Here is a 26,206-nt window from a genome sequence, read left to right as displayed (position 1 = left end):
AAAGATGCTAAATGGATTTGCAAGAATAAGTGTTTACATACTCCTTGGCTGTTTCTCATTATTGACTCTATTCCCATTCTGGTACGAAATTGCGGCATCTTTCAGCAGCAGCAGAGCGATTAATTCCGGAGAAGTTTTCTTATGGCCAGTCGAGTTCAATGTAGTTGCCTATGAACGTTTGTTTGACGATGGCCAGTTATTTGTAGCCATGCGCAACACAGTTGTTGTCACGGTTGTCGGAACGGCGCTTAATATGGTCATGACCATTCTGGCAGCTTATCCGCTCTCAAAAAGAAGACTCCTCGGTCGAAACACGCTGCTCATGATGATCACGGTTACGATGTTGTTTGTTGCTGGCATCATTCCTAACTTTATCCTCATCAAAACGTTAGGTTTAATGAACTCGTACTGGGCTGTTTGGCTGCCTGGATTAATCAGCACCTACAATATGTTTGTGATGAAAACATTTATGGAAGGGCTGCCTGAGGAAATTGAGGAGTCTGCATCTATGGATGGTGCCGGCGATTGGCTAAAATTAATGCAGATCTTTATCCCGCTCTGTAAGCCTATTTTGGCTGCATTATCCTTGTTCTATGCCGTTAGTTGGTGGAACAGCTACTTTAACGTGATGCTCTACATCACAAAGTCGGCCAAACTGACCGTTATGGTAAAGGTTTATCAGATGGTTAACAAGGTAGATGAGAATTTATTAAACAATATTGGAGGAAATGATGCGGCGGAACGAATTCTGCTTACTCCGGAAGCGATAAAAGCAGCTGCTGTTGTCATCGCTGTGATGCCGATTCTTTGCGTATATCCATTCCTTCAGAAATATTTTGTCAAAGGCGTTTTGATCGGTTCGGTCAAAGGTTGATCTCCAAAGCGAACTGACGCTAGATTTCCATTTCATACAGATAAAGGGGATAAATTGAATGAGCAAGTTCAAATACGCAGGAAATGCCGTTCTCGCTGTAACCATGGCTTTGTCATTACTTGTCGCATGCAGCTCCAATCAGACTTCTTCGGTACCAACAAGCAGTTCGCCGGCTTCCTCCTCAGCACCCAGTTCGGGACCTAAGAAAGAAATCAGCATATCGATGTTCGATCGCGGTACGGTACCGACGGAGGAAGGCACTTATGAAAACAATCGGTGGACAAAGTGGATCAATGAGAAGTCGCCTGTGAATGTCAAATGGGTTCCCGTTACCAGGAGCCAAGCGCAGCCCAAATTGAATGCTCTTATCGCTTCCGGTGAAGCGCCTGATTTAATCTGGGAATACGACCGAAATTATATTAGCCAATTGGCCAACCAAGGCGTTATTCAGCCGATCGGCGATTATATCAACAAGTACAGCACAACGTACAAAGCATATCTGGAGAAACACCCGGAGCTCAAGCCTTATTTGAACGTCAACGGTCAAACGTATGCGGTTTCGTTCGCGCGAGAAACAGTCGCCAATCACGGCATGTGGATTCGTCAGGACTGGTTGGATAAGCTAGGACTGAAAGCTCCGACTACGGCTGAAGAATTTATAGAAGTCGCTCGCAAATTCAGAGATGGCGATCCGGATGGCAACGGTAAAGCGGACACCGTACCGATCTCATTAAGCGGTAGCGGCACCGGTATTTTGCGAGCTTTATTTTTCACCCAAGAAAATCAGTGGTATGTGGAAGGCGGCAAGCTGGAATACGGCAGGCTCCTTGACCGTTTTACGGATTCGCTTGCGTTCCAGAAGCAGCTTTTTGACGAGGGATTGATCGACAAGGAATATATTACAGACACCAACTTTCAGCGTTCAAGTCAGTTGTTGACGACCGGTAAAGCAGGCATATATTTGGGACAATGGGGTACGGTAAATATCGATAACGCCTATCGCGATTTACTGAAAAATGTGCCGGATGCGAAGTTGGTTCCGCTTGAATCGATCAGCACCAAGTATGGCAAGAGCGGCTTATACCAGGAAGCGCCTCCGAGTGTATTTACGGTATTCAACAGTAAAATGAAGGAAGATCAAATCAAATCAGCCATTCAATTTTTAGACTGGATGCTGAAGGATGGATGGGTGCCTCTCAAGTATGGGGAGGAGAACGTCCATTATAAAACGGTTGATGGCGCTAGGCAGACCATCAATCAAGACAAATTTGTCAAGGAAGTCAGTTATGCCGGCGAGTACGCGCTTATGATCGATTCGATTATGACACCTAAATTGATTATAGACACGGCGGCGAAGGATGAGCTATCCCAGAACTATGCCAAGTTGAAGGCGAAGTCGCTTGAATTGGCAATGAAGAATGTGTACCGGAGAGATATTCCGTATAGCCCGGATATTCCTGAATTAACCCAGTTGATCGCTACGTTCTCACCGATCGCCGTTCAGATTGAAACGAAAGTGGTTACCGGCGGGAAGTCGATAACAGCCCAGGATGGAATGAATGATCTTCGCAAAGAATGGAAGCGCCTAGGCGGAGATAGCGTCGACAAACAGGTTCAGGATTGGTACCAGAAGAACAAGAACAATTTTAAATAACAATCGGTAACGAAATTGGCAAACTCTTTTTCCGGATGTCCGTGATGTCCGGGAGAAGAGCTTGGCTTATAAGTTAAAAATAACGAGAAGAGGTGAGTTCGTGTTAAAAAAAATGCAATTGAAAGTAACAAGCATGGTTTTAGCCTTTTCAATGACAGCCGCTTTGCTCCAAGGTTTTGTTGCTCCGCTTGTTCCCTTTGCAAATGATAACATGTCAGCTTTTGCAGCGTCAGCCGATCCAGTTAGCTCCCAGTTATATCCGAGCGAAGACACCTATGTCAGAAATGGAGGGAACGCGAATACGAATTTTGGATCCACTACAACACTAGGTGTAAAGAGTTTTGCTGCAGATATTAATATTAACCGACAAGCTTTCATGAAATATGATTTAAGTTCTTTTGCAGGTGAGATCGGATCCGCCAAGTTAAAGATATATGCTATTGACACGGAGAATTCAACGATCGGCGTTCAAGTATTTGGCATGGAAGACGACGCATGGAAAGGAAACACGGTAACCTGGAATACCAAGCCTATTCCCGAACATTACATAGCCAATATCAATGTAGGCAAAACAGCGAGCTGGTATGAAATCGATGTGACGGCATTTGTGAAAAAGCAAAAGGCGTTGGATCAGACGGCAAGTTTCGCGTTCTTGGAGCAGGCGGCAATAGGTCATGCTGTGAACATCAACAGTGTGGAGAATGTGGAGAACCGTCCGTATTTGGAGATTTCCGCTGATCGAATAAATGCAAGCTCTCCCAATTGGCCATCTGGGGGATCCGTCAACATTTCTAACGTGAGCGCAACAAGCCTGCAGCTGAACTGGTCTGCGGCGGCAGACCCTGCAGGCGTGACTAGCTATAACATTTATCAAAACGAAAATGTCATCGGAACGGTTGGCGGATCGGTAACCTCGTATACGGTGACAGGATTGCAGGTCGGACAGAAGGTTACGTTCAAGGTTGAAGCCGGTAATGCCCTGAATCAATGGAGTAACGACGGGCCCTATGTGACCATAACGTTGCCCAACCCTAAACAGACGGTTTTGCTGCCACTCGAGGACACTTATGTTCGGGGCGGCGGGAACGCGAATGATAACTATGGAACATCTGCGTTGCTAGGCGTGAAGAATTTTGATGCAGATGCCAATTTAAACCGGCAAACGTATATGAAATATGATTTAAGTTATTTTGCCAGCGAGATCGCTTCGGCTAAATTAAAGATCTATGCCATTGATACCGAGAATTCGACGATTGGTGTCCAAGTATTTGGCATGGAGAATGATGCATGGAAAGCAAACATGGTAACTTGGAATACGAAGCCAGCTCTCGATACTTACATAGCCAATATCAATGTAGGCAAAACAGCGGGCTGGTATGAAATCGATGTGACTGCTTTTGTGAAACGGCAAAAGGCGTTGGATCAGACGGTCAGTTTCGCGTTCATAGAGCAAGCTGCACAAGGGCATGCTGTGCAAATTAACAGCATGGAAAACACGGTGAACCGTCCGTATCTGGAACTTTCTACCGATCGCGTAAATGCAAACGCTCCCAATTGGCCGTCTGGAGGAAGCCTCACCATTTCGAATTTCAACGAAACAGGCTTGCAATTAAACTGGTCGGCTGCCGCGGATCCTGTAGGCGTGACCGCTTATAAAATTTATCAAAACGGCATCGAGCTAGGGACAGTAGCCGGTACTGCAAGCTCATTTACAGTTACGGGGCTGCAAATCGATCAAAAGTATACGTTTAAGGTCGAGGCTGGGAACGCCTTGAATCAATGGAGCACGGATGGCCCCTTTGTTACAGCGGCGCTGCCACCCACGAAACTGGTTCAGCTTCGTCCGGGTAATGTGTTTATCAATAATGAAGCTATTCAATTTAAGGTAATAACCACAAGACCAAGCGTAGCGTGGGAAGTCTTTGATTATCAAGGCGCTGCGGTTTCCGAGGGGATCAGCCCGGTTGCTCAGGGCGAGGCGATAGTGACGGTTCCTTTTACAACGTTCGGTTATTTCACCTTACAAATCAAGGTCGATTCTAACGTTAGTGATCCCATTTCCATCAAAACTCCGTTTGCCGTGCTTTCTCCCTTAGGTCAATCGGTGAATGAGAATTCACCGTTTGGGATGGCTACCCATCTGCACCGTATCCCGCCAGCGGATGCTGCTAATATGATCGACATGATGAACTATGCCGGTGTCGGTATGGTTCGAGACGGCAGAGAATGGAACAGTATTGAAAAGCAGAAGGGTTCATACACCTTTTCTCCTTCTCCCGATGATTACATGGCAAAGTTGAATGATGATCATTTTGATTTCATGTTTGTTTCCGGGTTCAACAACCCTTATTACGACAACAATAGCACCCCTTATACCAATGAGGGCCGCGAAGGATTCGCCAATTATGTGAAGGCGTACGCGGATCATTATGACGGGCAGCTTGATGCTATTGAAGTTTTCAATGAATTCAACGGAAGCTTCGGGGACAGAGGAAACGGCCCGGCAGATTCGAAGCCGGAATACTATTTTCCATTGCTGAAAAAAACATATGAAACCGTCAAGGCTGCGCATCCCGACTTGCCTGTCGTAGGCATGGTCATGGCGATTGACCTGAATTGGATGGAAAAAGTATTCCAACTTGGGGGCATGCAATATTTGGATGTGATTTCCGTTCATCCTTATGTATATCCAGGTGAGCCGGAGCGGTTGGAAAGTCAAATAATAGGTTTGCAGAACTTGATCCGGCAATACAATAACGGGCAGCTGAAACCGATCTGGATCTCTGAAACAGGCTGGCCGACGCAACGGGACAGTCGCGGAGTGGATGAACAGAAGCAGGCGGACTATCTAATTCGCAGTTATGTCGTTTCAATCGCGAACGGTATCGACAAAGTCATCTGGTACGATTTTATGAACGATGGCGTTCAACTCAATTATAACGAAGATAATTTCGGCATCATCCGTAATACCAATGATAAACTGGGCGCTTACACGCCTAAGCCTGCATACGCAGCTTATGCGACCATGTCAAGAGCGCTTGGCGGCGCACAGTTTGTAAGTAAGGATTCGACGGATACTGACATCCGAAGTTACGTTTTCCAAAAGGACGGTGAACAAATAAGAGCTATGTGGGCAGCAGGTTCGTCGGTTCCGGCTGTTATTCATACCGCCAATCCGATCCAAATCACGGATATGATGGGAAATACAGATACGTATGTCCCTCATAATGGGAACGTATATGTGACCTTAAACGATGAGCCGTATTTTATTAAAGGGCATATTTCCGGAGTCGAGAAGGATTCCACGTTCTCCCTGCATGGAAATCCCGCCCGGGTTGGTGATCCGATCCAGCTGACATTGGAAACCGATAATACAACATCTGCACCATACTCATTTAACTTGAAGGTTGAAGGTGAGTCACATCCGGTATTTGCCGAGGGTGGTCATAAGGTTACCCAAATGCTGACCGTCACCAATTTGAATGAACCCGGAACCCGCTTGGTTAAGGGCTTCTTGATGAAAGGGAATGACAAGATCGGCATAATAAGGAGCGCGGTTACAGCTCTTCAGTCTTATGAAGTCAAGGTTCGTCCCATTATTGCCGACGTAGATACGATGAGCAAAACGCTTCAAATTCAGATCAGCAATCTTTCTGCCACCAAAGGATTGCAAGTTAGAAAAGTCGAATGGAAGTTCGGTACGAAATCGGGAACGAAGGAATTGCATGCTGTGGTACAGTCCAGTTCTGCAGATGTATTTGATATTCCGCTTACCGGGTACGGTCTAGGGGTAACGAATACGCTTAAAGTCACGGTTTACTTTGATGACTACGACCCATTCACTTATGAAGGAACGGCTGAATTCAATCCCATTATGCAAGGGACGGTTAGCGTTGATGGAGCGCTCGATCCAGAAACGGCAGCCGCTTCCTCCACAATCGACCTGTCCAAGGGGACGGTCAAGATGACAGGTTATCAAGGATCAAATGATTTGAGCGGGAAATTTTGGCTTAACTTCGATTCAAATCGTCTGTATATCACAGCAAGAGTCAAAGATGACACCATGTCGGCACCTTTTTCTGGAGCGGACATTTATAAAAATGACAGCTTTCAATTCGCAATTTCGAACGGCCTCCCGGGAGAGAGTCTCAGTTGGTATGAATACGGGATTTCCCAAACACCAAACGGTCCGCAAATTTATCGCTGGATTACACCTCCGGGAGTAAGTAAAGGGTTGGTGACCAATGGCAATCTTGTCGTGACAAGAGATGAAGATCAGCACGAGACAATTTACGAATTGACGCTTCCTTGGTCGGAATTAACACCGATCAAAGCAGAAAGAAACGGAGTCATCAGCTTCTCATTATTAGTGAATGACAATGATGGTAACGGCAGAAAAGGTTGGATTGAATGGGGGGCCGGTATAGGTGACGGTAAATTATCCAATAAATTCCGTGCTATGCAGTGGATCGTAACGGATGATACCCCGCCTACTACAGCAGCTGCACTTGCCGGAACGAAGCATAACGAATGGTATGCGTCTGATGTCAAAGTTAAACTTAGCGCCACGGATGATCGGTCCGGCGTGACAGAGTCCGTGTATAGTTTGAATGGCGGCGCCACATGGCAGCCATACACGCATGAACTTATTTTTGCCGAAGATGGAGCACATACGTTGTTATACCGCTCAACCGACGCTGTAGGAAATGTAGAACAAACGAAGTCGGTTACATTCCAAATTGATCAGACTTCCCCGATTGTGCAAATTTCCGGCGTTGGCACGTTTACAGTCGATCAACACGTGAAGATCGCATGTTCGGCAGCAGATAGCGTGTCTGGCATCGTGTACAGCAATTGCAACGGGCTGCTGGTTGATAGTCCTGCCTATATGCTCGGATTAGGCACACACCAGGTATTGGCCACTGCTGAGGATGCGGCAGGCCACATGACAATCGAAACATCAAGTTACTTAATTCAAGTGACAGGGGACAGCTTAGCAGCATTAACGGAGCGTTTCGTAACCGGAGAAGGATCGAAAGGAGTGGTCAACTCGCTTGTCAAAAAGCTGGAACATTCCCAGTATGGCGCTTATGTGAACGAGATATCAGCGCAAAAAGGAAAACGGATTGGGAACGAGTTGGCAGACATCTTGATTGAACTTGCCCACGCGCTAGAATGATGGTCTGCCCCGGTTAGAAAGTAAATCTGACCGGGGCTTTCCTTATACATGGCGATCCAACATGCATTTTCAAATTGAATGGAGGGACTTTATATGTTTCTGAGGAAGATGGGGATTTTCTTGATGATTTGTCTTGCAGGCATCATCGGTTTACCGCTTAACCAAGCCAACGCCATCGATTCCGACTACTTTGGGGTGAATGACCCCTTGCAACGCTACACGACGGATTACACGACGGAAATCAATCAAATCGCCGATTCCCAAATTCAATGGATCCGCATTTCCCCGGAATGGGGCAGGATTGAAACGGCCAAAGGCGTGTATGACACGGCCTACTTGAATCAATTGGATAATATGGTCAATCAATTGACCGCAAAGGGCATTCATATTGTCTGGATTTTATGTTATACCGCACCTTGGGCTTCCTCCATGCCAGGGGCACCTTCACCGGATATAGCCAGATATAAACCAGCCAATTGGGTGGATTGGGAAAGCTATGTCAATTTTATAACCACAAGGTATCAAGGGAAAATTCAGTATTGGGAGGTTTGGAACGAGCAGGATTCGTTAGGATTCTGGAAGAGCAGTATCGACGATTACAATACCCTTCTGCAGAAAGCTTATACCGGTGTCAAAGCAACGGACTCATCCAATACCGTATTATTGGGGGGATTGGCTTTATCAAGTTAGGGTCTCGGCACATGGTTCGATACGTTGATGAGCAAGGGGGCAGGGAATTATTTTGACATCATTAATTACCATGCATACGGGGCATCACCGCTTCTGGTCAGTAAATATAACGGGATGATGGACATCGTAAATAAGTACAGTGCGACCTTGGGAAGCAAGCCGATCTGGATAACGGAAACCGGCTCTTCTTCGATGGGAACGAATGAATATCAAAAAGCTGACTACGCGGATCAAGTGTATGCGATGAACAAACGGTGGCCAAATATCGCCAAGACATTTTGGTATAATTATAGAGACACGGACACGAGCAATGTTAAGGAGGACAATTTTGGTCTGGTTGCTAAAAATTTATCACCGCTAAAGGCTTTGTACCATTTCCAAGCGTTGAACGGTGCCGAAAGCTTCTTCGGCGCGCAAGTGGAAAATGCGCTCACGTTATTTATGAACACGTCTCCGGCAGACAGCGGAGTAACGAGCTATGGATCTTATATCCAGGTTCCCCCAATAAATATGCATATTTTCGATTGAACGACCAATGGCTTTATGACACGAACGACGGGCTTGATACAACGGCTACGATAGAAGTGACCTATCTAGACAGCGGGTCCGGCTCATGGCAGCTTCAATACGATGGGCAGGGGGGAGCCTATACAACAATGGCTAAAGTGTATGTAGGCAACACAGGTGGGTGGAAAACCCAAACGTATACCTTAAACGACATTAAATTCGACAACAGGCAAAATAGTTCTTCCGATTTTCGTATTTATGCCGATAACAATGGATTGAAATCATTCAGCAAGGTAACGGTGAGAAAACAAAGCAACCACGCGAAAGTTATATTGAAAAATGTCAACAACTACACCTTGATCGAGCAAGTTCAATCGAGTGATCCAACGAAAGAACCGTATACGACGGTGGAGACAATCGGTGGTGTGGAAGCGCGCAAAATATCAGGCGACAACAAATATTTCTATTTTCAGGTATCTGACGGATTCGCCCGAACAGGTGATGCACAGTTGACGATTAAAGTTTCGTATTACGATTCCGGAACCGACACCATATTGATCCAATACAATGCGCTTAACGCCATATATAAACCATTGCATATTGTTAAAACAGGAACGAATACTTGGAAGGAAGCTGCATTTACGATAACAGATGCGAATTTTAGAAACTTGCAGAATAATGCCAACGATTTTCGTATCGGCAATGATTACGACGGAAGTGTCGAATACATTCGGTCGGTGGAAGTAATCAAGTGATTTTTCATTGCAGCTTTCTTAAATGCTGCTCCCGGTAATCGCGCGGCGACATTCCCTTCATGCGATGAAAAGCGCGCGAGAACGTGGGATAGGAAGAAAAACCCGATTCGTAGCCGATCTGAGAGATGGGCAAATCGGAGGAAATGAGCAGGCTGCAAGCGTGACGGACCCGAAGCTCATGAAGGAATTCGATGAAATGGATGCCGAATTCGCTGCCAAACTGTGTGCTGAGTTGTGTAGGATGGATGTGAAACTGTTCGGATAAGGATGTTAGCGATAACGCTTCGAGATAATGTTCGTAAACATACTGGACGATGGGCCAAACACCCTTGGAATTTTTTTGGTGTTGTTTTTCGATCCGCTTTCCATTTGGCTTGTCGCTGCCCCGAACGAACATGGCTAACGCTTCGAGCAGCAGCGCCCGGAGCATAATGGGCTTCCAGGCTTTCAACGATTCGTATTCCCGGTACATCCGTTCCCATAGCAAAAGTCCTTCCTGGAAATCGTGATCCTTTAATTGGATATGCGAAGATCTGGGATTCTCGCTGCCAAATAGAAACTCGTTCATTCCCCAGGCCGATTCAGGGCCCGCGGTAAGCAGCTTCATGTCGAAATTACAAATATACATCTGCAGTGTCTCGCCCGGGGTAGCATCATATTCGTGAATCTGGTAAGGCAGCAAAAGAACGATAGTGCCGGGCTGCAAATGATGCTCGGCACCATTGATGCGTTCCTTGCCTGTCCCTTCAAGCACCAATGATAATTCAATAAAGTCATGGCGATGCGATGGGACCGAGATATACTTCTTTTTTTTCATATAAAAAGGAAAGTCTGTTTGGACGTTCGGGTATTCGAACAAGTACTGCGGATACATGGCGCCTTTTCCTCCCTTCGATCTAGTTTCATTATAAATGAGGCGATTTAATAAAGAAATGAGAGAATTAATAAAAAAGTGAGAGAAGATTCGCCGTGCCAGGGGCTACAATACAATCATCATGATTCACATCATGCGCGATGGCGCCAAGGGAGAGATAAGGTATGACGACAACGAATGAAACTGCAAACCATGACAAACGATCCGCGTTCCGCGGTATTTTTACGGCGCTGCTTACACCATTGCATAAGGATGGAACGATCGATTTCGACTCTTTGGCAAATCTCGTAGAGCATCAAATTAGTCAGGGTATCCATGGGTTTTATGTGGGGGGGAGCACCGGCGAAGGATTTATTTTGACAACCGATGAGCGGGAACACGTATTGGAGACGGTAGTCCGGACGGCGGCTGGGCGCGTTAAGATCATTGCACACATTGGCTGCATCTCCACGATGGAATCGATCCGGCTTGCTAAGCATGCCGAGCAACAAGGCGTCGACGCAGCATCGGCTGTTGTTCCTTTCTACTACAAGGTGTCGATGCAAGAAATCCGCGAGCACTATGAAGCCATTATGGCTGCGACTTCTCTGCCGATGATCATCTACCATTTCCCAGGAGCGACGGGGGTCAGCCTGTCCATGGACTTCTACGAGCTGATGAGTCGCAATCCTCAATGTATCGGGGTAAAATTCACGTCGCTGAATTTGTTCGAAATGCAGCAGATTCGGGCGAGATGCGGCCGCGAGTTCCTAATTTTCAATGGACACGACGAAATTTATTCAGGAGGCGCTTTTGCGGGAGCGGACGGCGCGATCGGCAGCACGTTTAATATGATGCCAGGCTTGTTCGCGCAGATGTATAAGCTGATTGCGGCGGAAGAACGGCCTCATATGCCGACGCTGCAGGCGTTGCAATCCGAGGCAAACGAAGTGATCGCGCATATGATCCAATTCGATGTCATTCCATATGAGAAATATATGCTTTACTTGCAGGGCGTTATCTCATCTTGGACCGTCCGCCAGCCGCTTAAACAGTTTACTGAGAAAGAACGCGAACAAATCAAGGCATTCTACGAGGGAAGTGACGTGCTGTGTCGTCACCGGAATGGTATAGGTACCGGTCATTAGGAGGTGCTTGCCATGATTATCGATACGATCCGTTATCGCCGGGATCATCATTACCCATATGGTGAGGCTGTATGTCGTGCACTCGAATATATCATTCATTTGAATCCGAACGATATGCGGTCTACAGTTGAATTAGAAGGAAAGAACATGTACTTGATGAAGCAGAAACCGACGACCAAGCTGTTCGAGGAACAACTGGCCGAAGCTCATGCCTGTTATGCCGATATCCATCTCGTGTTAGCAGGGGAAGAGTGGCAAGGCTTCGCCTCTCCTTCAGATAAGAACCAGGCTGTTGAAGACCAATTGGAAAAAAGGGATTACATCCTGTTCCAACATGTTGAGAACGAAGGACGCATTCGGCTTCTACCGGGCGATTTTACCGTCTATTGGCCTGGTGAAATTCACCGCCCAAATTGTCATCTAGCTGGGAGTGTTGATCTGGTTAAGATCGTTGTTAAGATTCACCGTGATTTGCTCGCAACTTAACATTCTCACATTCAATTGAAAACGATCATCCCCCGGTAGGCTCTCTGAGCTTCCGGGTTATTTATTTTACCTTGCTTCGTATACGTTCATGATTGTGAACGAAGGCTTTCTCCTTTTGAATGGAAGATGAAATAAACTTACAACGATGGATCTTTTGCTGTTATATAATAAGTGGACAAGAGATGAGAATATTCGTTAATATATTGTAAAAAACGTTTACAAGCTCGAAAATTTAGTTTGTTTATGGGGGGATTACGTATGTTGGAATTATCAATTAATGAACCAGATCAATTAGTCGCGGTTGCTCATGCACTTTCTTCACATACCAGAATCAATATAATCAAGCTCCTCTTGCAACATCATAAACTGAATATCATTGAAATTGCCGAAATGCTTAAAATTCCGGTTTCGACGACTGCGCTTAATGTCAAAGTTTTGGAGGAATCAGGGCTTATCTTAACGGAATTACAGCCTGCATCTCGAGGAGCAATGAAGGTCTGCAGCCGTAATTTTGATGACGTGCACATGTGTTTGAACCCAATTGCCATGTATAAAAACCCTAACAAATTTTATGAGATCGAGATGCCCATCGGTCATTTTACGAACTTCGAGGTATTTCCGACTTGCGGTATGGCCAATCTAAATGGAATGGTTATTCCGGAGGATGATCCGGTTAGCTTTTATCACCCTGAGAGTAAAACAGCTGAAATTATATGGTTGCGGCAGGGATGGATCGAATATCGGTTTCCTAAAGTGATACCACAGCATGCAACGATCACATCCATCGAGTTTTCGTTGGAAATTTGTTCTGAAGCGCCTAACTATAACAATGAGTGGCCTTCAGACATCACTGTATGGGTCAATGGCATAGAGATAGGAACCTGGACTTCACCAGGCGATTTCGGTGACCATAGAGGCAAACATAACCCTTTGTGGTGGAATGACAGCAGTACGCAGTACGGTATTCTGAAAACATGGAGAGTGGATGAAAAGCGGAGTTCTATCGATAATGAAAAATCATCCTCTACCTCGCTTGCGGATCTTCATCTTGAGAAATATCCTTTCATTGAATTCAAAATTGGGGTTAAGCCTGATGCTTTGCACCATGGAGGAATCAACTTATTTGGTCGCGGCTTCGGCGATTATGCCCAAGCAATTGTGATGAAAATTCAATATGTGTAGATAGATAGAAAAGGTAATGCCTATAAAGCCTGTTTGTTANNTAACAAACAGGCTTTATAGCTATATTACGCCGAAATAAACATAATATATGAAAGAAAGCGTTGACAAATGGATTATACTGGGTTAGCATGTGAATATAAACATTTAAATTGAAACAAAACAAATTAAATGTTTGGCTGATTCTTATCAATACTTTTCAAATTTATGCCGTTTTAAACCAAAATCTGATTTGGGGGAGTTTAAATGAACGTATTGAAAAGTAAGGTGGCTAAGCTTTCTGTACCTCTAATGCTAAGTTTTGCTATGGTTGTAACGGGATGCTCAAAAAGCACAATGCAATCGACAGATAAATCCTCTACGCAACCTTCTGACCAAGCAGCACCTACAACTGCTGCTGCATCAGCCAAACCTGCAGAGAATTCCGAGATTTCCTTTATGGGCTGGGGCGGCGATACGGAAAAGGCTGTTTTTCAAAAATTAACTGATTCTTATATGCAGAAGTATCCTACAAAGAAAGTGAAATATACCATTGTACCACCTGCTGAGTATTCTCAAAAGTTGGAAACCTTAATTGCTTCGGGTAAAGCGCCGGATGTTTTCTATGCGAATGAGCCTCTGTTTCAAAAGCTTGCTGGCAGTGGAACGCTACTAAAGATGGATGATTTAATTGCAAAGTCAGCCTCTTTTGATGAAAAAAATGTGTGGAAAAAGGGATTAGACCGTTATCGCTTCGATGGTAAAGTTTTAGGAAAAGGAAGCCTGTACGGTTTGCCTAAAGATGTAGGTCCATGGGCATTCGCTTACAACAAAGATCTGTTTGATAAAGCGGGCGTCAAATATCCAAGTGCAAAAGCTGGCGAATGGACTTGGAATGATATGATTGAAGCAGCCAAAAAAATCACAACACAAGGTGCAAATGGGAAGACAGATGTATTCGGGGTAGCCGGTTTTTCATTGGAATCAGCCGTATGGGCGAACGGCGGCGACTATATTGATTACAATACAGGAACCATTAAAATTGACGAGCCTGCTTTCATTGAAGCCTTACAATTCGTAGCTGATTTAAAATTGAAATATAAAGTTAGTCCTTCACCAACCGATGAAAAAGCGCAAGGTGGCTATGCCCGCTTTGTTGCAGGCAAAATAGGCATGTTCCCAATGGGACCATGGGATCAGCCTGGTTTTTGGAAACTGCCTTTCGGATGGGACATTGCGGCATGGCCAGCAAGTCCGAAAACAGGGAAAACGGCAACTTGGTTAGGCTCTGCCGGTTTCGTGATTTCCAGCAAAACCAAATTCCCTGAAGATGCATTTAATTTGGCTGCTTATTTAAGTCTAGATCGTGACTCACAGAAAGAAAACTACCAACTGGGTCAAGCGGTTCCGAATCTGGTCGACATGGCGAAAGGTGAGTTCTTAAAGATGGAGAAGGCTCCGGCAAATCGTCAAGTATTCTTAGACATCATAGAAGATTACGGTCATCCGCCGATTGCTGTAGGATCCGTAGATACGAAATGGCTCGATACCTTTAACCAAGAAGTAAGCCGCGTATGGGAAGGGAAACAAACTGCTGAGGAATGGGTGAAAGAAATGAAACCTAAACTTCAAGAACTCTACGATAAAGGAAATAAGAAATAATAAATAAGGATACAGAAGGACGAAAATAGAAGCCGATGGCTTCCAGTTTCGTCCTTCGTCCTAAAACAGGTGGGATGAGTATGATAACGGCAAGGAAAATTCCAGGTTTTAGACGGCGTGAAATCGTATGGTCGTACCTATTTGTAGCTATTCCGGTTCTCGGGTTTATCATCTTTGGGCTTGCACCTCTAGTATCATCGTTTGTGTTAAGTTTTATGGATTGGGACATGGTCAGTCCTGCGCAATGGAATGGTACTGGAAATTATAAAGAAATGATAGTAGATGAAAAGTTTTATAAATCGTTGTATAACACCTTATATTTACTTATTGAAATACCGATAGGAATGGTCTTTTCTCTTTTTATTGCCATTCTGATGAATCGCAAACTTAAAGGTGTTTCTTTCCTGAGAACGATATACTATATTCCTGTCATTTCCCCAATTATTGCAGTTTCTTTGCTATGGAAATGGATCTTGAATAATGATTATGGGTTGATCAATGATTGGATTTATAGTTTATTTGGAATCCAGGGACCTAATTGGTTAGGTGATCCTCATTGGGTAAAGCCTTCTTTCATCCTTATGGGCTTATGGGGGGGAGTTGGCAGAACTATGGTTTTATATTTGGCGGGGCTGCAAGCCATTGCTCCCGATTATTATGAGGCGGCAACCGTTGATGGTGCGAACCGTTGGAATCTATTTCGTTATATTACATTTCCGTTACTCTCACCGATTCATTTCTTTGTTATTGTCATGGGGATTATCGGTACCTTCCAATCGTTTAGCCAAGTGTACATTATGGCTTCAGATGGTGGACCGGAATACAGTGGGGCAACGATCGTCTTCTATATCTTTAATGAAGCTTTTAAGTATTTCAATATGGGTTACGCGAGTGCGGTCGCTTGGGTATTAGGTATCTTAATCTTCATCATCACACTAATTCAATTTAAATTATCCAAACGTTGGGTATATAACGACTAGAGAAAGGGAGGCTGCTTGATGAATAGAAGTGAGCGTTCCATGAATGTGACGATCTACGTTATTCTGTTTCTCGGTTCTTTTATTATGCTGGCGCCATTTGTATGGACGGTTTCGACAGCATTTAAAACGCAAGAGCATGTGTTTGATTTCCCGCCGAAATGGATACCGGATCCATTTACATGGCTTAACTTTGTGGAGGTTTGGAATAAAGCCCCGTTGCTAACCGGCTTTATGAATAGTCTTATTATTGTGATTTGTGTTTTGAGCGTGGGATTGTTTGTTTCCACGATGGCTGCTTATGCGTTTTCCAAATTTAATTTTCCGTTTAAAGAGACTATTTTTCTTTGTTTGCTCGGCACGATGATGATTCCCTACTCCGTGGTGATGATTCCTCAATTTATCGGTTTTTCTTATTTGAACTGGGTGGATACGCTGCTTCCTCTCATTGTACCCGGCTTGTTCGGCAATATCGTGACGATCTTTTTTTTCAGGCAATTCATGCAAGGGAGCATTCCTTCGGACTTAATTGATGCATCCAAAATCGATGGTGCGAGCTATTTCCGAACCTTTGCCACTGTGGCGATTCCCATCGTTAAGCCGGCCATTGCCGCACAGGCTGCACTTGGATTCATGGGGATATGGAATGATTTTCTTGGACCGGTGATCTATTTGCATTCGACTGAAAAACAAACGATTCAAGTTATTATTGCGAGTTTGCAAGCTAACTATATATCGCAAGCCAACTATCCCAATATGATGGCTGCTGCCTTGATCGCCTTAGTGCCGGTTGTTATCGTGTTTTTTTTCTGCCAGCGGTACTTTATTGAATCCTTAAGCATCAGTGGATTAAAATGACAAAACGCAGAATACGAACGAAAAGAATATTGATGGGGTTAGGTATCTTATGCCTATTAGCCATAGTGATTATAATGTCATTTAGCGGAAAAAGAAGAGGTCCTATGTTGAATTCTACGCTTGGGGAGTCGTATCAGAATTCATTGGCGCTTGAGCAGGAATGGCCTGATTACGGGATAGGCGATCCCTACGTGATGCGATATAACGGACTCTATTATTTATATTGCAGTACGAAGGATTTTCGTGTGGGTATTAAAGCTTGGAGCTCAAGCGATTTGATTCATTGGAAATATGAGGGGCTAGTTACGGATGAGCCACTGACCGAAGGGGCTTACGCACCGGAAGTCGTTTACTGGAATGGTTTTTTCTATATGTATACCTCGCCTGCAGGAAAAGGCCATTATGTGCTTCGCAGCGAGAGCCCGATTGGACCGTTCACGATTCAAACTGGAAATTTGGGCTTATCCATTGATGGTTCTGTATTTATTGATGATGACGGTAAATGGTATTTTACCCATGCGAGCGATAAAGGTATTATTGGACACGAAATGCCGGATCCCTACACCATGACTGCGGAAAAGACGCTTAACGCTTATTTGGGTCATTGGACCGAAGGGTCAATGATTATTAAACGCGACGGCAAATATTTCATAACGTATACAGGAAATCACGTGTTTAGTAAAGGATATCGGATCAATTACGCTGTAGCGACAGACTCGCCAATCGGAACCTACAAGGTGATGGAAAATAACCCGATCGTCATCAGCACGAAACAAAATTTTAATGGGCTCGGCCACAGTTCCAGTGTGATAGGTCCCAACCTCGATGCTTATTATATGTTTTATCATAATTTAATTGGTCATTCGAAGGAAGGGCCTCCGGTTCGTATGCTAAATATGGATCGAATCGTTTTTAACGGTGAGAAAATGGGAGTTCTTGGCGATGGTACTCATTTTCCTCAACCGGTTCCACGAATGCCGGATTTCTATGATGGCGTCAATAAACCGCTGGAAAAGGGACTCTGGGATGTTCGTGTCAAAGCAGATGAAACGAAGTGGTTGAGCAGTAAATCTACCGATAAGAACCGGTTTACAGCTGAATTTAATTTTCGCATGAATATGGAGAATACACGGGAGGGGGAGGCCTCTTTCGAGATCATCTTTTCCTACACGGATGACAATCATTTTAACTCAGTTCGTGTTGATCCCGTGTTGCGAAGTATATCCTTGTTGGAAATGAAGGATGGGAAGAAGAATCAGATTGCAATCGCTGAGCTTCCCCAATCGATGGACTTCGCTAAACTGCATACCATTCGAGTTGAAAGTGATGTTCGAAGCACAAAAATCTATTTTGATCAAATGAACAAGCTGACTGTTACAGATATCACTGCGAAATCGGGGAAAATCGGGTATGCCTATCGAAATGTGAAGCCGACATTGGAATTCACGGCATTTTCTAATGAAGCCGACGGCAGCAGCGACTTTGAGACGGCCAAACCGGTTCCCGGAAGTATTGAAGCGGTCCATTATATGGCTGGAAAAGATCAAGGTTTCCATGTTGGGCATCCCGTTAAAGGATCTGTAATGCGTGAAGACGATGGTGTTCCCATCCAATCGAGCGAAGACGGCAGTAATGCCGTTAATATGATGGGAAAGGGCGATTGGCTCGCCTATAGGATTAATGTGGAGTCAGACGGAATCTATGGTTTCGATGCCATGTTGAAGGAAGACGGTAACGATAATGTGGTGGAACTGCAAGTGGATGGGAAGCCCCAACGTTTCGTACTAGATGATAGTCAGAGCGAAGGAAACCTGTGGGTTAAAAAGCACTTAGGACAAATAAAGCTAACGCAAGGCGAGCATATTTTGACAGTAAAACTAGTCAAAGGAAAATTGAATTACCGCTTTTTAGATATATACAGAGTCACTGAACTGCCGACAGAAAAGCTTTCAAACATGTTTAATCAAATATTGCCTGAAGATATGTATGGCAAATGGGTAAAGCATGAAGAAGGCTATGCCGTACAAACGGAAGGCTCGGATGCCAAAATGTATGCGGGCAGCGATGAATGGACGGACTATCGAGTGGAAGTTGATTTGAAATCCACTGCGGATTCGATTGAAGAGGCAGGGCTCTTGTTTCGTGTCACGAACGAATCTGAATTTCCTGAGCAAGTAAGGGATTCATTTATGGGCTATCAACTCACCTTCCGCAACGGACGTATGATTTTGAAGAAAATGAATTATGACCAGGATGAGGTAGATTCAGCTCCGATCAGTTTTGCAACTGGATCAATCGTACATATCGCTGTTGACGTAAATGGAGCGACAATGAAGGTATATGTAAACGATTCGAAGCAGCCTGCCCTGGAATGGACAGATGCCAATGCGTGGATGCATGGGAAAATCGGTATTCGTTCAGCGTCGCCATCTTGGCTATTTACCAATTTATCCTTAGTAAGGAGGTGATTTCATAGTTAAATGACGTTAGATTACTCCTAGATCCAACACAAGCACGCAATGAATAAGCTATTCGGTTAACATTTTTTCAAAGGAGGAAATGGTAAGATGAAAGCTAAAAGTCGTTTGCGCTTGGGGATATTCATGATGGTTGTGATGATGGTGGCTACGCTTATTATGCCATTTAATATGGCTCAAGCGGCAACGAGCGGGATGGCTTGGCCAACGTCAAACACGACAGTTTACACTACTGGTTCAGGTGGAGTCTGGTATCCGCGGATGCTTCAGGTGAGCAGCGGTAATATGCTAGTTTCCTTTGATACAAATGCGGACGGAGGTTTTACGAAGGTTAAAGTAGCGAAAAGCACGGATGGTGGCCTTACATGGGGGACGCCTATTACAGCCGCTTCTGATGCGAATGGGGATGTCGGCAATGGTCAGATGCTTCTATTAACCAATGGAGACATTTGGTTGGCTTATCGCGTGGTCATACATTCTGGCAGCACGTATACCACTTATTTGAAAGTTCGCAAGAGCAGCGATGGGGGCAGTACCTGGTCGGATCTGGGAAACGGGCAAATAGCGACCGAATCTGAAGGCTCCTTCAATGGCGTATGGGAGCCATTCCTCGGTTATGTGGGAAGCACGATTACCGTCATGTATGCGGACGATAGCTCAGCCGTTGTCGGTTCATCGGGAAAGCAGAAAATATTGATGAAAACATGGAGCGGAAGCGGTTGGAGCAGTGCGACAGTTGTCAGCGACGGTGTCGCTAATAACTCCAGAGACGGCATGCCGGTTTTCACAAAAATGGCAGACGGCAGGTACATTGTGGTATTCGAAGCTACGGACATTAGCGGGCATCCATTTGGAATCAAATATAAAATTTCCTCCAATGGCGTAGATTGGTCAGGCCCACGGCAAACCATGTTTATTCCAACGAATGCAGGGAAAAAAGCCGGAGCGCCGTTTGTCGTCAAACTGGGCGACGGCAGATTAATGGCTAGCTTTCAAACAGACGATTCCAGCGCCAATACAGGAGACGGTTATTCTTCGATGCGAACGATGATCAGCTCCGATAACGGAGCGACATGGGGGTATTTATATAATGTATTCCCTGTATCGGACACGAAGTTCTCCAACTGGAATTCATTAATGGCTGTTGATACGACTCGCGTTATGGCAGTCACATCCGCCAACTTTCCTAGTACTGGCATTTACTTGCGGACGGGAAATGCAGGTACTCCCTCGAACGTGAATCTTGCCGATAATTGGGGATTTGAAACGGCCAATGTAAACGGATGGACGACATATGGGGCAGATTATCCAAACCGGATTCATATTCATGGGCTAAATGACGGTATTGCGCGTGCACCGGGGGGAGGAAACTACTTTATCGGTCTTGCTGGAACCAGTTCTCCTGGTACTGCTTATATCGGTCAGACAATCACTGGTTTGGATAGCGGTATCTACACAATGCGAGCGTATTTGAGGAGCAGCGGCGGCCAGACCAGTAACTACATGGAAGTGAAAGACTATGGTGGAGCTACACTGCAAACTAATTTTCCCGTTACAGGAACTTGGACACAGGTAACCATCTCTGGTATTAGTGTAACAAACGCACAGGCAACTATCGGTTTTTACACTGCGAATACAAGCGATAGCCAATGGGCGGATATTGACAATGTTGAATTTATCAAAACAGCTTCGACCACGCCGCTGAATGACAATCTCACGAATAACTGGGGATTTGAAACGGCAAATGTAAACGGATGGACGACATATGGGGCAGACTATCCAGATCGGATTCACATTCATGGTATTAACGACGGGATCACGCGTGCACCTGGAGGAGGGAACTACTTCATCGGTCTTGCTGGCATTAGCTCTCCAGCTACAGCTTATGTTGGCCAGACCATTACAGGTCTGCAAAACGGAACATATACGATGCGAGCTTATTTAAGGAGCAGTGGCGGTCAGACTAGTAACTATATGGAAGTGAAAGACTATGGTGGGACTACTCGCCAAACCAATTTTCCGGTTACTTCGACATGGACGCAGGTGACGATCTCCGGCATTAGCGTGACTAATGGTCAAGCGACCATCGGTTTTTTCGCCTCGAATAGCAGCAGCAGCCAATGGGCAGATATCGATAATGTTGAATTTTTCCGAACCAATTAACTGAATGCATTTCTCGCGTCAATGAAATATAGAAAAGGTAATGCTCTTAAGGCCCATTTGTTACATGTTAAATGTAACAAATGGGTTTTGCAACTATATTTCGCTTAAATAAACATGAAATATGTATGAAAACGTTGACGGATGGATTTTACTGGATTATCATGTGAATATAAACAACTAAGTTGTAATTAATCGACTGAGTGCATTTCCCGCCCACATGATGGTTTGTGCACGGGCCAGCTTAACACAATCATATGAAACAGGAGTGATCATCACGAGATGACGACAAAAATGTATATAAAGGACTATCCAAGGCCTCAGTTTGTACGAGAATTATGGAAGAGTTTAAACGGTGAGTGGGATTTTCGTTTCGATGACGAGAATGTTGGAGAGAAAGAAAAGTGGTATGAGGAGTTTGCTGGGGACCTCAAGATCATGGTTCCGTTCACCTATGAAACGAAAGCGAGCGGCATTGGTGAAGAGGCATTTCACCCTCATATATGGTATCACCGACCGCTGGAAGTTCCGAAGGAACAGGAAAGTAAACGGATCATCCTGCATTTCCAAGCGGTGGACTATCTCGCTAAATTATGGGTGAACGGAACGTATGTAGGTCAACATCAAGGTGGATATGCTGCGTTTTCATTTGATATTACACCCTATATTCTATTTGGTCAGTCAAACAGCCTAGTCATGAAGGTGGAAGACAGCCAGAGCTGCACGCAGCCACGCGGCAAGCAGCGTTGGGTGAAAGACAATTTTGAATGCTTCTATGTTCAGACAACTGGAATTTGGCAAAGTGTATGGTTGGAATATGTGGCGGAATCTTATATCAAATCTGTGAAAATGACACCTGATCTTGACAGTCAATCCGTACGATTCGAATACCAAACGCATGGTGAATTAAAGCAGGGGCGGCTTCGCTTAGAGACTCGAATCAGTTTTAAAGGGAAGATCCTCAAACAAACTGCTTTGATCGTGGATCGGCCTTGGCTTCAATTGGAAGTAGATTTGCTGCATGAAGTTAATGGTCCGTGGAAGGTAAATAGATGGTCTCCGCAAAAACCGAACTTATATGATGTGGAATTTGTTTTATTTCAAGATGACGTGGTGATCGACCACGTGTATTCTTACTTCGGCATGAGGAAGATTTCCATAGAAAAAGGAAAAGTTCTTCTCAATAATACGCCTATTTATCAGCGGTTAATTTTGGACCAAGGGTACTGGTCCGACAGTCATTTGACGCCGCCTTCGGAGCAGGCATTAATAGACGATATCGATGCTATTCTCGCCATGGGTTACAATGGGGTGAGGAAGCACATGAAAATTGAAGATGCGCGGTTTCTATATTGGTGCGATGTCAAAGGGCTTTTGGTATGGTCAGAGATGGCAGCCACTTTTGAATTTAATGATGAGGCCGTTGAGACTTTCACCAAGGAATGGGTCGAAATTGTAAGGCAGCAGTATAATCATCCGAGCATCATCACGTGGGTTCCTTTTAATGAGTCTTGGGGCATTATGCAAATTTTGACTGACCGTAAGCAGCAGAAGTTCACTGAGGGCATCTATCATCTGACCAAATCGATAGACCCGAATCGTCCTGTCATCACAAATGATGGATGGGAACATACCGTCTCAGACATTTTGACTTTACATGATTATGTGGAATCTGGTTCGGAATTCCTCAAGCGTTACGCGGATCAATCTCCTATTGTTAGCAATGACTGGGCGTTCAACAAAGGGAAGTATGCCCTAGCCCAAGGATACACGTATCGTGGCCAACCCATCATCATTAGCGAATTTGGCGGGATCGCTTTCCAAACGGATAAAGGCTGGGGGTACGGGAAGCAAGTGGTGACGGAAGAGGCCTTTATTGAACGTTTCCGAAGCATTACCCAAGCGATTAAGGATATCGATTACATTTGCGGGTATTGCTATACGCAAGTGACTGATGTCCAACAGGAAATGAACGGCCTTCTCACTGAAGATCGGAGTCCGAAGATTCCACTAGCGCTTATCAAAGAAATTAACCTCGCATAAAAGTTAAGAGGCGGTGTTGACTATGGAATATAGAAGACTTGGACGTACAAATTCAAGCTTGACCGCGGCCAGGCGGAGTCCAATTTTGATTCACAAGCCAGAAGTTTTAGTTTTGGAAGGAGTCTTTATAGGAGCACTATGAAAAAATTTCGAAACCCGATAATGGAAGTTGGCCCCGACCCTTGGATATATCGGCATACGGACGGTCATTATTATTTTATGGTGACACGAGGCGACCGGTTGGATTTATGGAAATCCGAATCGATGAGCGGAATTTCGAACGGCGCGATGAAGACCATCTGGACTCCTCCAGCGGAAGGGCTGGATCGCAGGAAACTGTGGGCTCCGGAAATCCATCATCTCGGTGACAAATGGTACGTTTATTTCACAGACAACAATGGCGGTGGAGACGATGCCCGCAAAATCTACGTGCTGGAAAATGAGCATGCCGATCCTCTAGAAGGCACATGGCGGATGAAGGGGGCCGTGAATACAGTCTTGCCCGGATTGGACGGAACGGTGCTGGAGCACAAGGGGAAGCTCTTTTTCATGTACGCGGGCTACGGACATTTTCCTAAATATGGATCGGCGATCTACGCCGCCGAGATGGAAAACCCTTGGACAATCAAGGGGGAGGAATCGCTGCTCACCAAGCCGGAATACGATTGGGAGCATCAAGGCGGAATGGCCATTAATGAGGGGCCTTGTTTCCTTAAGCGTTTCGGCAAAGTATTCCTGATTTATTCCGCAAGCACATGCTGGTCCGATGACTACGCACTGGGGATGCTGACAGCGAAGGAAGACAGCGATCTCCTGAATCCAGCTTCATGGACCAAGAGCGAGGAACCCGTATTCTGTAAATCGATTGAAAACTCCGTCTTCGGCCCTGGTCATAACAGCTTTACCGTATCCCCAGACGGAACGGAAGACTGGATCGTTTATCATGCCATACCGATATCTGAAGGCGGCAGTAAACGAAGAAGCGCAAGAATGCAGAAATTCGGTTGGACGGCGGACGGGAACCCAGACTTTGGCGCTCCGATACCGACAGAGGTTGAATTTGACGTCCCTTCCGGCGAAAAGTAATCATCGCGCAGCGGGAGATCGCGAAGGAGCTCGGGATTTCGCGGAGCTATGTGTCGCGGATTGAGAAGCGGGCTCAGATGAAGCTGTATCATGAGTTTTATAAGACGAAGCGGTAAGATGTATGAGTCTGGTATTGTACCGGGCTCTTTCTTTTTATGAATATGCCCAATACATGATTCATACGATGGTGAAATGCTTTTATCAGCGTTTTGTTTTTCACGCAAAACAAAAAAAACAAAGCCTCTTGGCTTTGTGTCTTAGCGATCTGGTCAACGGACAGCTCGTTGAGATTGAGGTGCCTTAACGAACGAATTAGCCGGATAGGGCAATTCATAATGATCGCGGAGCGTGCTTCCCGCATACTCTTTCCGGAACAGTCCTCGGCGTCTCAGCTCTGGGACAACGAGGTCAATAAATTCATCCAATCCATCATTCATCAGCTGCGGCATAATGTTAAAGCCATCAGCCGCACCTTCTGTGAACCAAGCTTCTAATTCATCGGTGACTTGCTTCACCGTGCCTGCGATTGTACGGTGACCGCGTCCACCAGCAAGCCTTAGAAGCAATTGGCGGAGAGTTAGGTTTTCTCTTTGTGCAAGATCAGTAATAAGTCGTGTTCGGCTTTGGTGTCCCCGCGTTTGTTCACTCACTGGCAGATCAGGCAGCGGGCCATCGAGTGGATATGAAGTGAGATCGAAACCGATGCGGTTGGACAGCTGCAGCAGGCTATAGTGCGGATTGGCCAACTCGTGGAGGTTGGCTTCCTTTTCCTTTGCAATGGACTCGGTTTCCCCGATAATCGGGCAGATGCCCGGCAAAATCTTCACCTGCTCTGGATTTCGACCATACTGTGCAGCCCGCGCTTTTACATCCGAATAAAAGGCCTGCGCATCCGATAAGGTCTGTTGAGCGGTAAAAATCGCTTCTGCAACGTGCGCAGCGAAATGACGCCCGTCCTCGGAAGACCCCGCCTGAACGAGAACCGGACGCCCTTGCGGAGAACGCGGTACATTTAGCGGTCCGCGTACGGAAAAGTGCTGGCCACGATGATTCAGCTCATGCACTTTGCTGCTGTCAGCATAAATGCCTTCATGCTGATCGAGGACCAGCGCATCATCTTCCCAGCTGTCCCATAGACCGGTCGTAACGTCGACAAATTCCTTTGCACGCTCGTACCGCTCTGCATGTTCCGGAATTTCATCAAAATTAAAATTTTGCGCTTCAACGTCGGTGCCCGAAGTGATAATATTCCATCCTGCTCGGCCTTTGCTGAGATGATCAATCGATGCGAAACGCCGCGCTACGTTGAACGGTTCGTTAAAGCTGGTGGAGACCGTAGCGATCAGCCCAATACGGTTCGTAGCAACCGCTAGCGCAGAGAGCAAAGTAAGCGGCTCCAATCCAAGCATCCCGTTGTAGGCGACAGCTTTCTTAGAGACGGAGTAACGGTCCGCCATAAATAAGGAATCGAACTTGGCATCCTCCGCTTTCTGGGCAAGTCTGAGGAAGTAGTCGAAATCCATTAGTTGACTCACATCCGTATTCGGATGCCTCCATGCCCCTTCATGATGACCTGCCGGGATCAAAAACAGATTTAAATGCATTTGTCGTTTCGCTTTACTCATGAAGACATTCTCCT

Annotated in this window: 17 protein-coding genes and 2 pseudogenes; 17 read left to right on the top strand and 2 right to left on the bottom strand. The window is 45.4% G+C overall.

From position 1 onward, the window contains the following. Window positions 1-4 precede the first annotated feature (4 nt). The 6 genes and pseudogenes from EJQ19_RS08870 (at window position 5) to EJQ19_RS08845 (ending at window position 9,659) form a co-directional block, all read left to right on the top strand. On the top strand, window positions 5-874 hold the full coding sequence (locus tag EJQ19_RS08870) for a carbohydrate ABC transporter permease (RefSeq protein WP_241242800.1): 870 nt from the start codon (window positions 5-7) through the stop codon (window positions 872-874). A 58-nt stretch (window positions 875-932) separates the two neighbouring features. Next, the gene (locus EJQ19_RS08865; protein WP_126140842.1) at window positions 933-2,528 is read left to right on the top strand and encodes an extracellular solute-binding protein; all 1,596 of its coding nucleotides are present in this window, start codon (window positions 933-935) and stop codon (window positions 2,526-2,528) included. Between the two features lie 100 nt (window positions 2,529-2,628). Further along, window positions 2,629-7,707, top strand: a complete 5,079-nt coding sequence (locus EJQ19_RS08860) for a CBM96 family carbohydrate-binding protein (RefSeq protein ID WP_126140841.1) — start codon at window positions 2,629-2,631, stop codon at window positions 7,705-7,707. Window positions 7,708-7,800: 93 nt separating this feature from the next. Next, the gene (locus tag EJQ19_RS08855) at window positions 7,801-8,397 is read left to right on the top strand and encodes a cellulase family glycosylhydrolase (protein WP_164716400.1); all 597 of its coding nucleotides are present in this window, start codon (window positions 7,801-7,803) and stop codon (window positions 8,395-8,397) included. Window positions 8,398-8,418: 21 nt separating this feature from the next. After that, window positions 8,419-8,925: pseudogene (locus EJQ19_RS08850) on the top strand (glycosyl hydrolase); the annotation flags it as partial. A gap of 128 nt (window positions 8,926-9,053) precedes the next feature. Next, on the top strand, window positions 9,054-9,659 hold the full coding sequence (locus EJQ19_RS08845; protein WP_126140838.1) for a hypothetical protein: 606 nt from the start codon (window positions 9,054-9,056) through the stop codon (window positions 9,657-9,659). A gap of 4 nt (window positions 9,660-9,663) precedes the next feature. Here EJQ19_RS08845 and EJQ19_RS08840 read toward each other — a convergent pair whose 3' ends face one another. Further along, window positions 9,664-10,533 (bottom strand): AraC family transcriptional regulator, encoded by an 870-nt coding sequence (locus EJQ19_RS08840; RefSeq protein WP_126140837.1) that lies wholly within the window; start codon window positions 10,531-10,533, stop codon window positions 9,664-9,666. Between the two features lie 164 nt (window positions 10,534-10,697). Between EJQ19_RS08840 and EJQ19_RS08835 the strand changes: the two genes are divergently transcribed. The 11 genes and pseudogenes from EJQ19_RS08835 to EJQ19_RS08785 all read left to right on the top strand — a co-directional run. After that, window positions 10,698-11,660, top strand: coding sequence for an N-acetylneuraminate lyase (locus tag EJQ19_RS08835; RefSeq protein ID WP_126140836.1), 963 nt, complete (start codon window positions 10,698-10,700; stop codon window positions 11,658-11,660). Window positions 11,661-11,672: 12 nt separating this feature from the next. Then, the gene (locus EJQ19_RS08830; RefSeq protein WP_126140835.1) at window positions 11,673-12,146 is read left to right on the top strand and encodes a NanQ anomerase/TabA/YiaL family protein; all 474 of its coding nucleotides are present in this window, start codon (window positions 11,673-11,675) and stop codon (window positions 12,144-12,146) included. A gap of 258 nt (window positions 12,147-12,404) precedes the next feature. Further along, the gene (locus EJQ19_RS08825; protein WP_126140834.1) at window positions 12,405-13,328 is read left to right on the top strand and encodes an ArsR/SmtB family transcription factor; all 924 of its coding nucleotides are present in this window, start codon (window positions 12,405-12,407) and stop codon (window positions 13,326-13,328) included. A 243-nt stretch (window positions 13,329-13,571) separates the two neighbouring features. Then, window positions 13,572-14,966 (top strand): ABC transporter substrate-binding protein, encoded by a 1,395-nt coding sequence (locus EJQ19_RS08820; protein ID WP_206438386.1) that lies wholly within the window; start codon window positions 13,572-13,574, stop codon window positions 14,964-14,966. 80 nt (window positions 14,967-15,046) lie between these two features. Further along, window positions 15,047-15,946, top strand: a complete 900-nt coding sequence (locus EJQ19_RS08815) for a carbohydrate ABC transporter permease (RefSeq protein ID WP_126140833.1) — start codon at window positions 15,047-15,049, stop codon at window positions 15,944-15,946. Window positions 15,947-15,964: 18 nt separating this feature from the next. Further along, window positions 15,965-16,801 carry a carbohydrate ABC transporter permease gene (locus EJQ19_RS08810; protein WP_126140832.1) on the top strand — a complete coding sequence of 279 codons (837 nt, stop codon included), beginning with the start codon at window positions 15,965-15,967 and terminating at the stop codon, window positions 16,799-16,801. Between the two features lie 104 nt (window positions 16,802-16,905). Beyond that, window positions 16,906-19,269 carry a family 43 glycosylhydrolase gene (locus tag EJQ19_RS08805; RefSeq protein ID WP_206438385.1) on the top strand — a complete coding sequence of 788 codons (2,364 nt, stop codon included), beginning with the start codon at window positions 16,906-16,908 and terminating at the stop codon, window positions 19,267-19,269. Window positions 19,270-19,368: 99 nt separating this feature from the next. Continuing rightward, window positions 19,369-21,441, top strand: coding sequence for a hypothetical protein (locus tag EJQ19_RS08800; protein ID WP_126140830.1), 2,073 nt, complete (start codon window positions 19,369-19,371; stop codon window positions 21,439-21,441). A gap of 279 nt (window positions 21,442-21,720) precedes the next feature. After that, window positions 21,721-23,481, top strand: coding sequence for a glycoside hydrolase family 2 protein (locus EJQ19_RS08795; protein WP_126140829.1), 1,761 nt, complete (start codon window positions 21,721-21,723; stop codon window positions 23,479-23,481). Window positions 23,482-23,619: 138 nt separating this feature from the next. After that, window positions 23,620-24,567, top strand: a complete 948-nt coding sequence (locus EJQ19_RS08790; protein WP_126140828.1) for a glycoside hydrolase family 43 protein — start codon at window positions 23,620-23,622, stop codon at window positions 24,565-24,567. A gap of 8 nt (window positions 24,568-24,575) precedes the next feature. After that, window positions 24,576-24,683, top strand: a pseudogene (locus tag EJQ19_RS08785) (sigma factor-like helix-turn-helix DNA-binding protein); the annotation flags it as partial. Between the two features lie 153 nt (window positions 24,684-24,836). Here EJQ19_RS08785 and EJQ19_RS08780 read toward each other — a convergent pair. After that, window positions 24,837-26,192, bottom strand: a complete 1,356-nt coding sequence (locus EJQ19_RS08780; protein ID WP_126140827.1) for an LLM class flavin-dependent oxidoreductase — start codon at window positions 26,190-26,192, stop codon at window positions 24,837-24,839. Between the last annotated feature and the right edge of the window lie 14 nt (window positions 26,193-26,206).

It is taken from the genome of Paenibacillus whitsoniae, from assembly GCF_003955665.1.
Classification (GTDB): domain Bacteria; phylum Bacillota; class Bacilli; order Paenibacillales; family NBRC-103111; genus Paenibacillus_E; species Paenibacillus_E whitsoniae.
The sequence above is the reverse complement of the archived record's forward strand: the minus strand, read 5'-3'. Positions and strand labels throughout refer to the sequence as shown.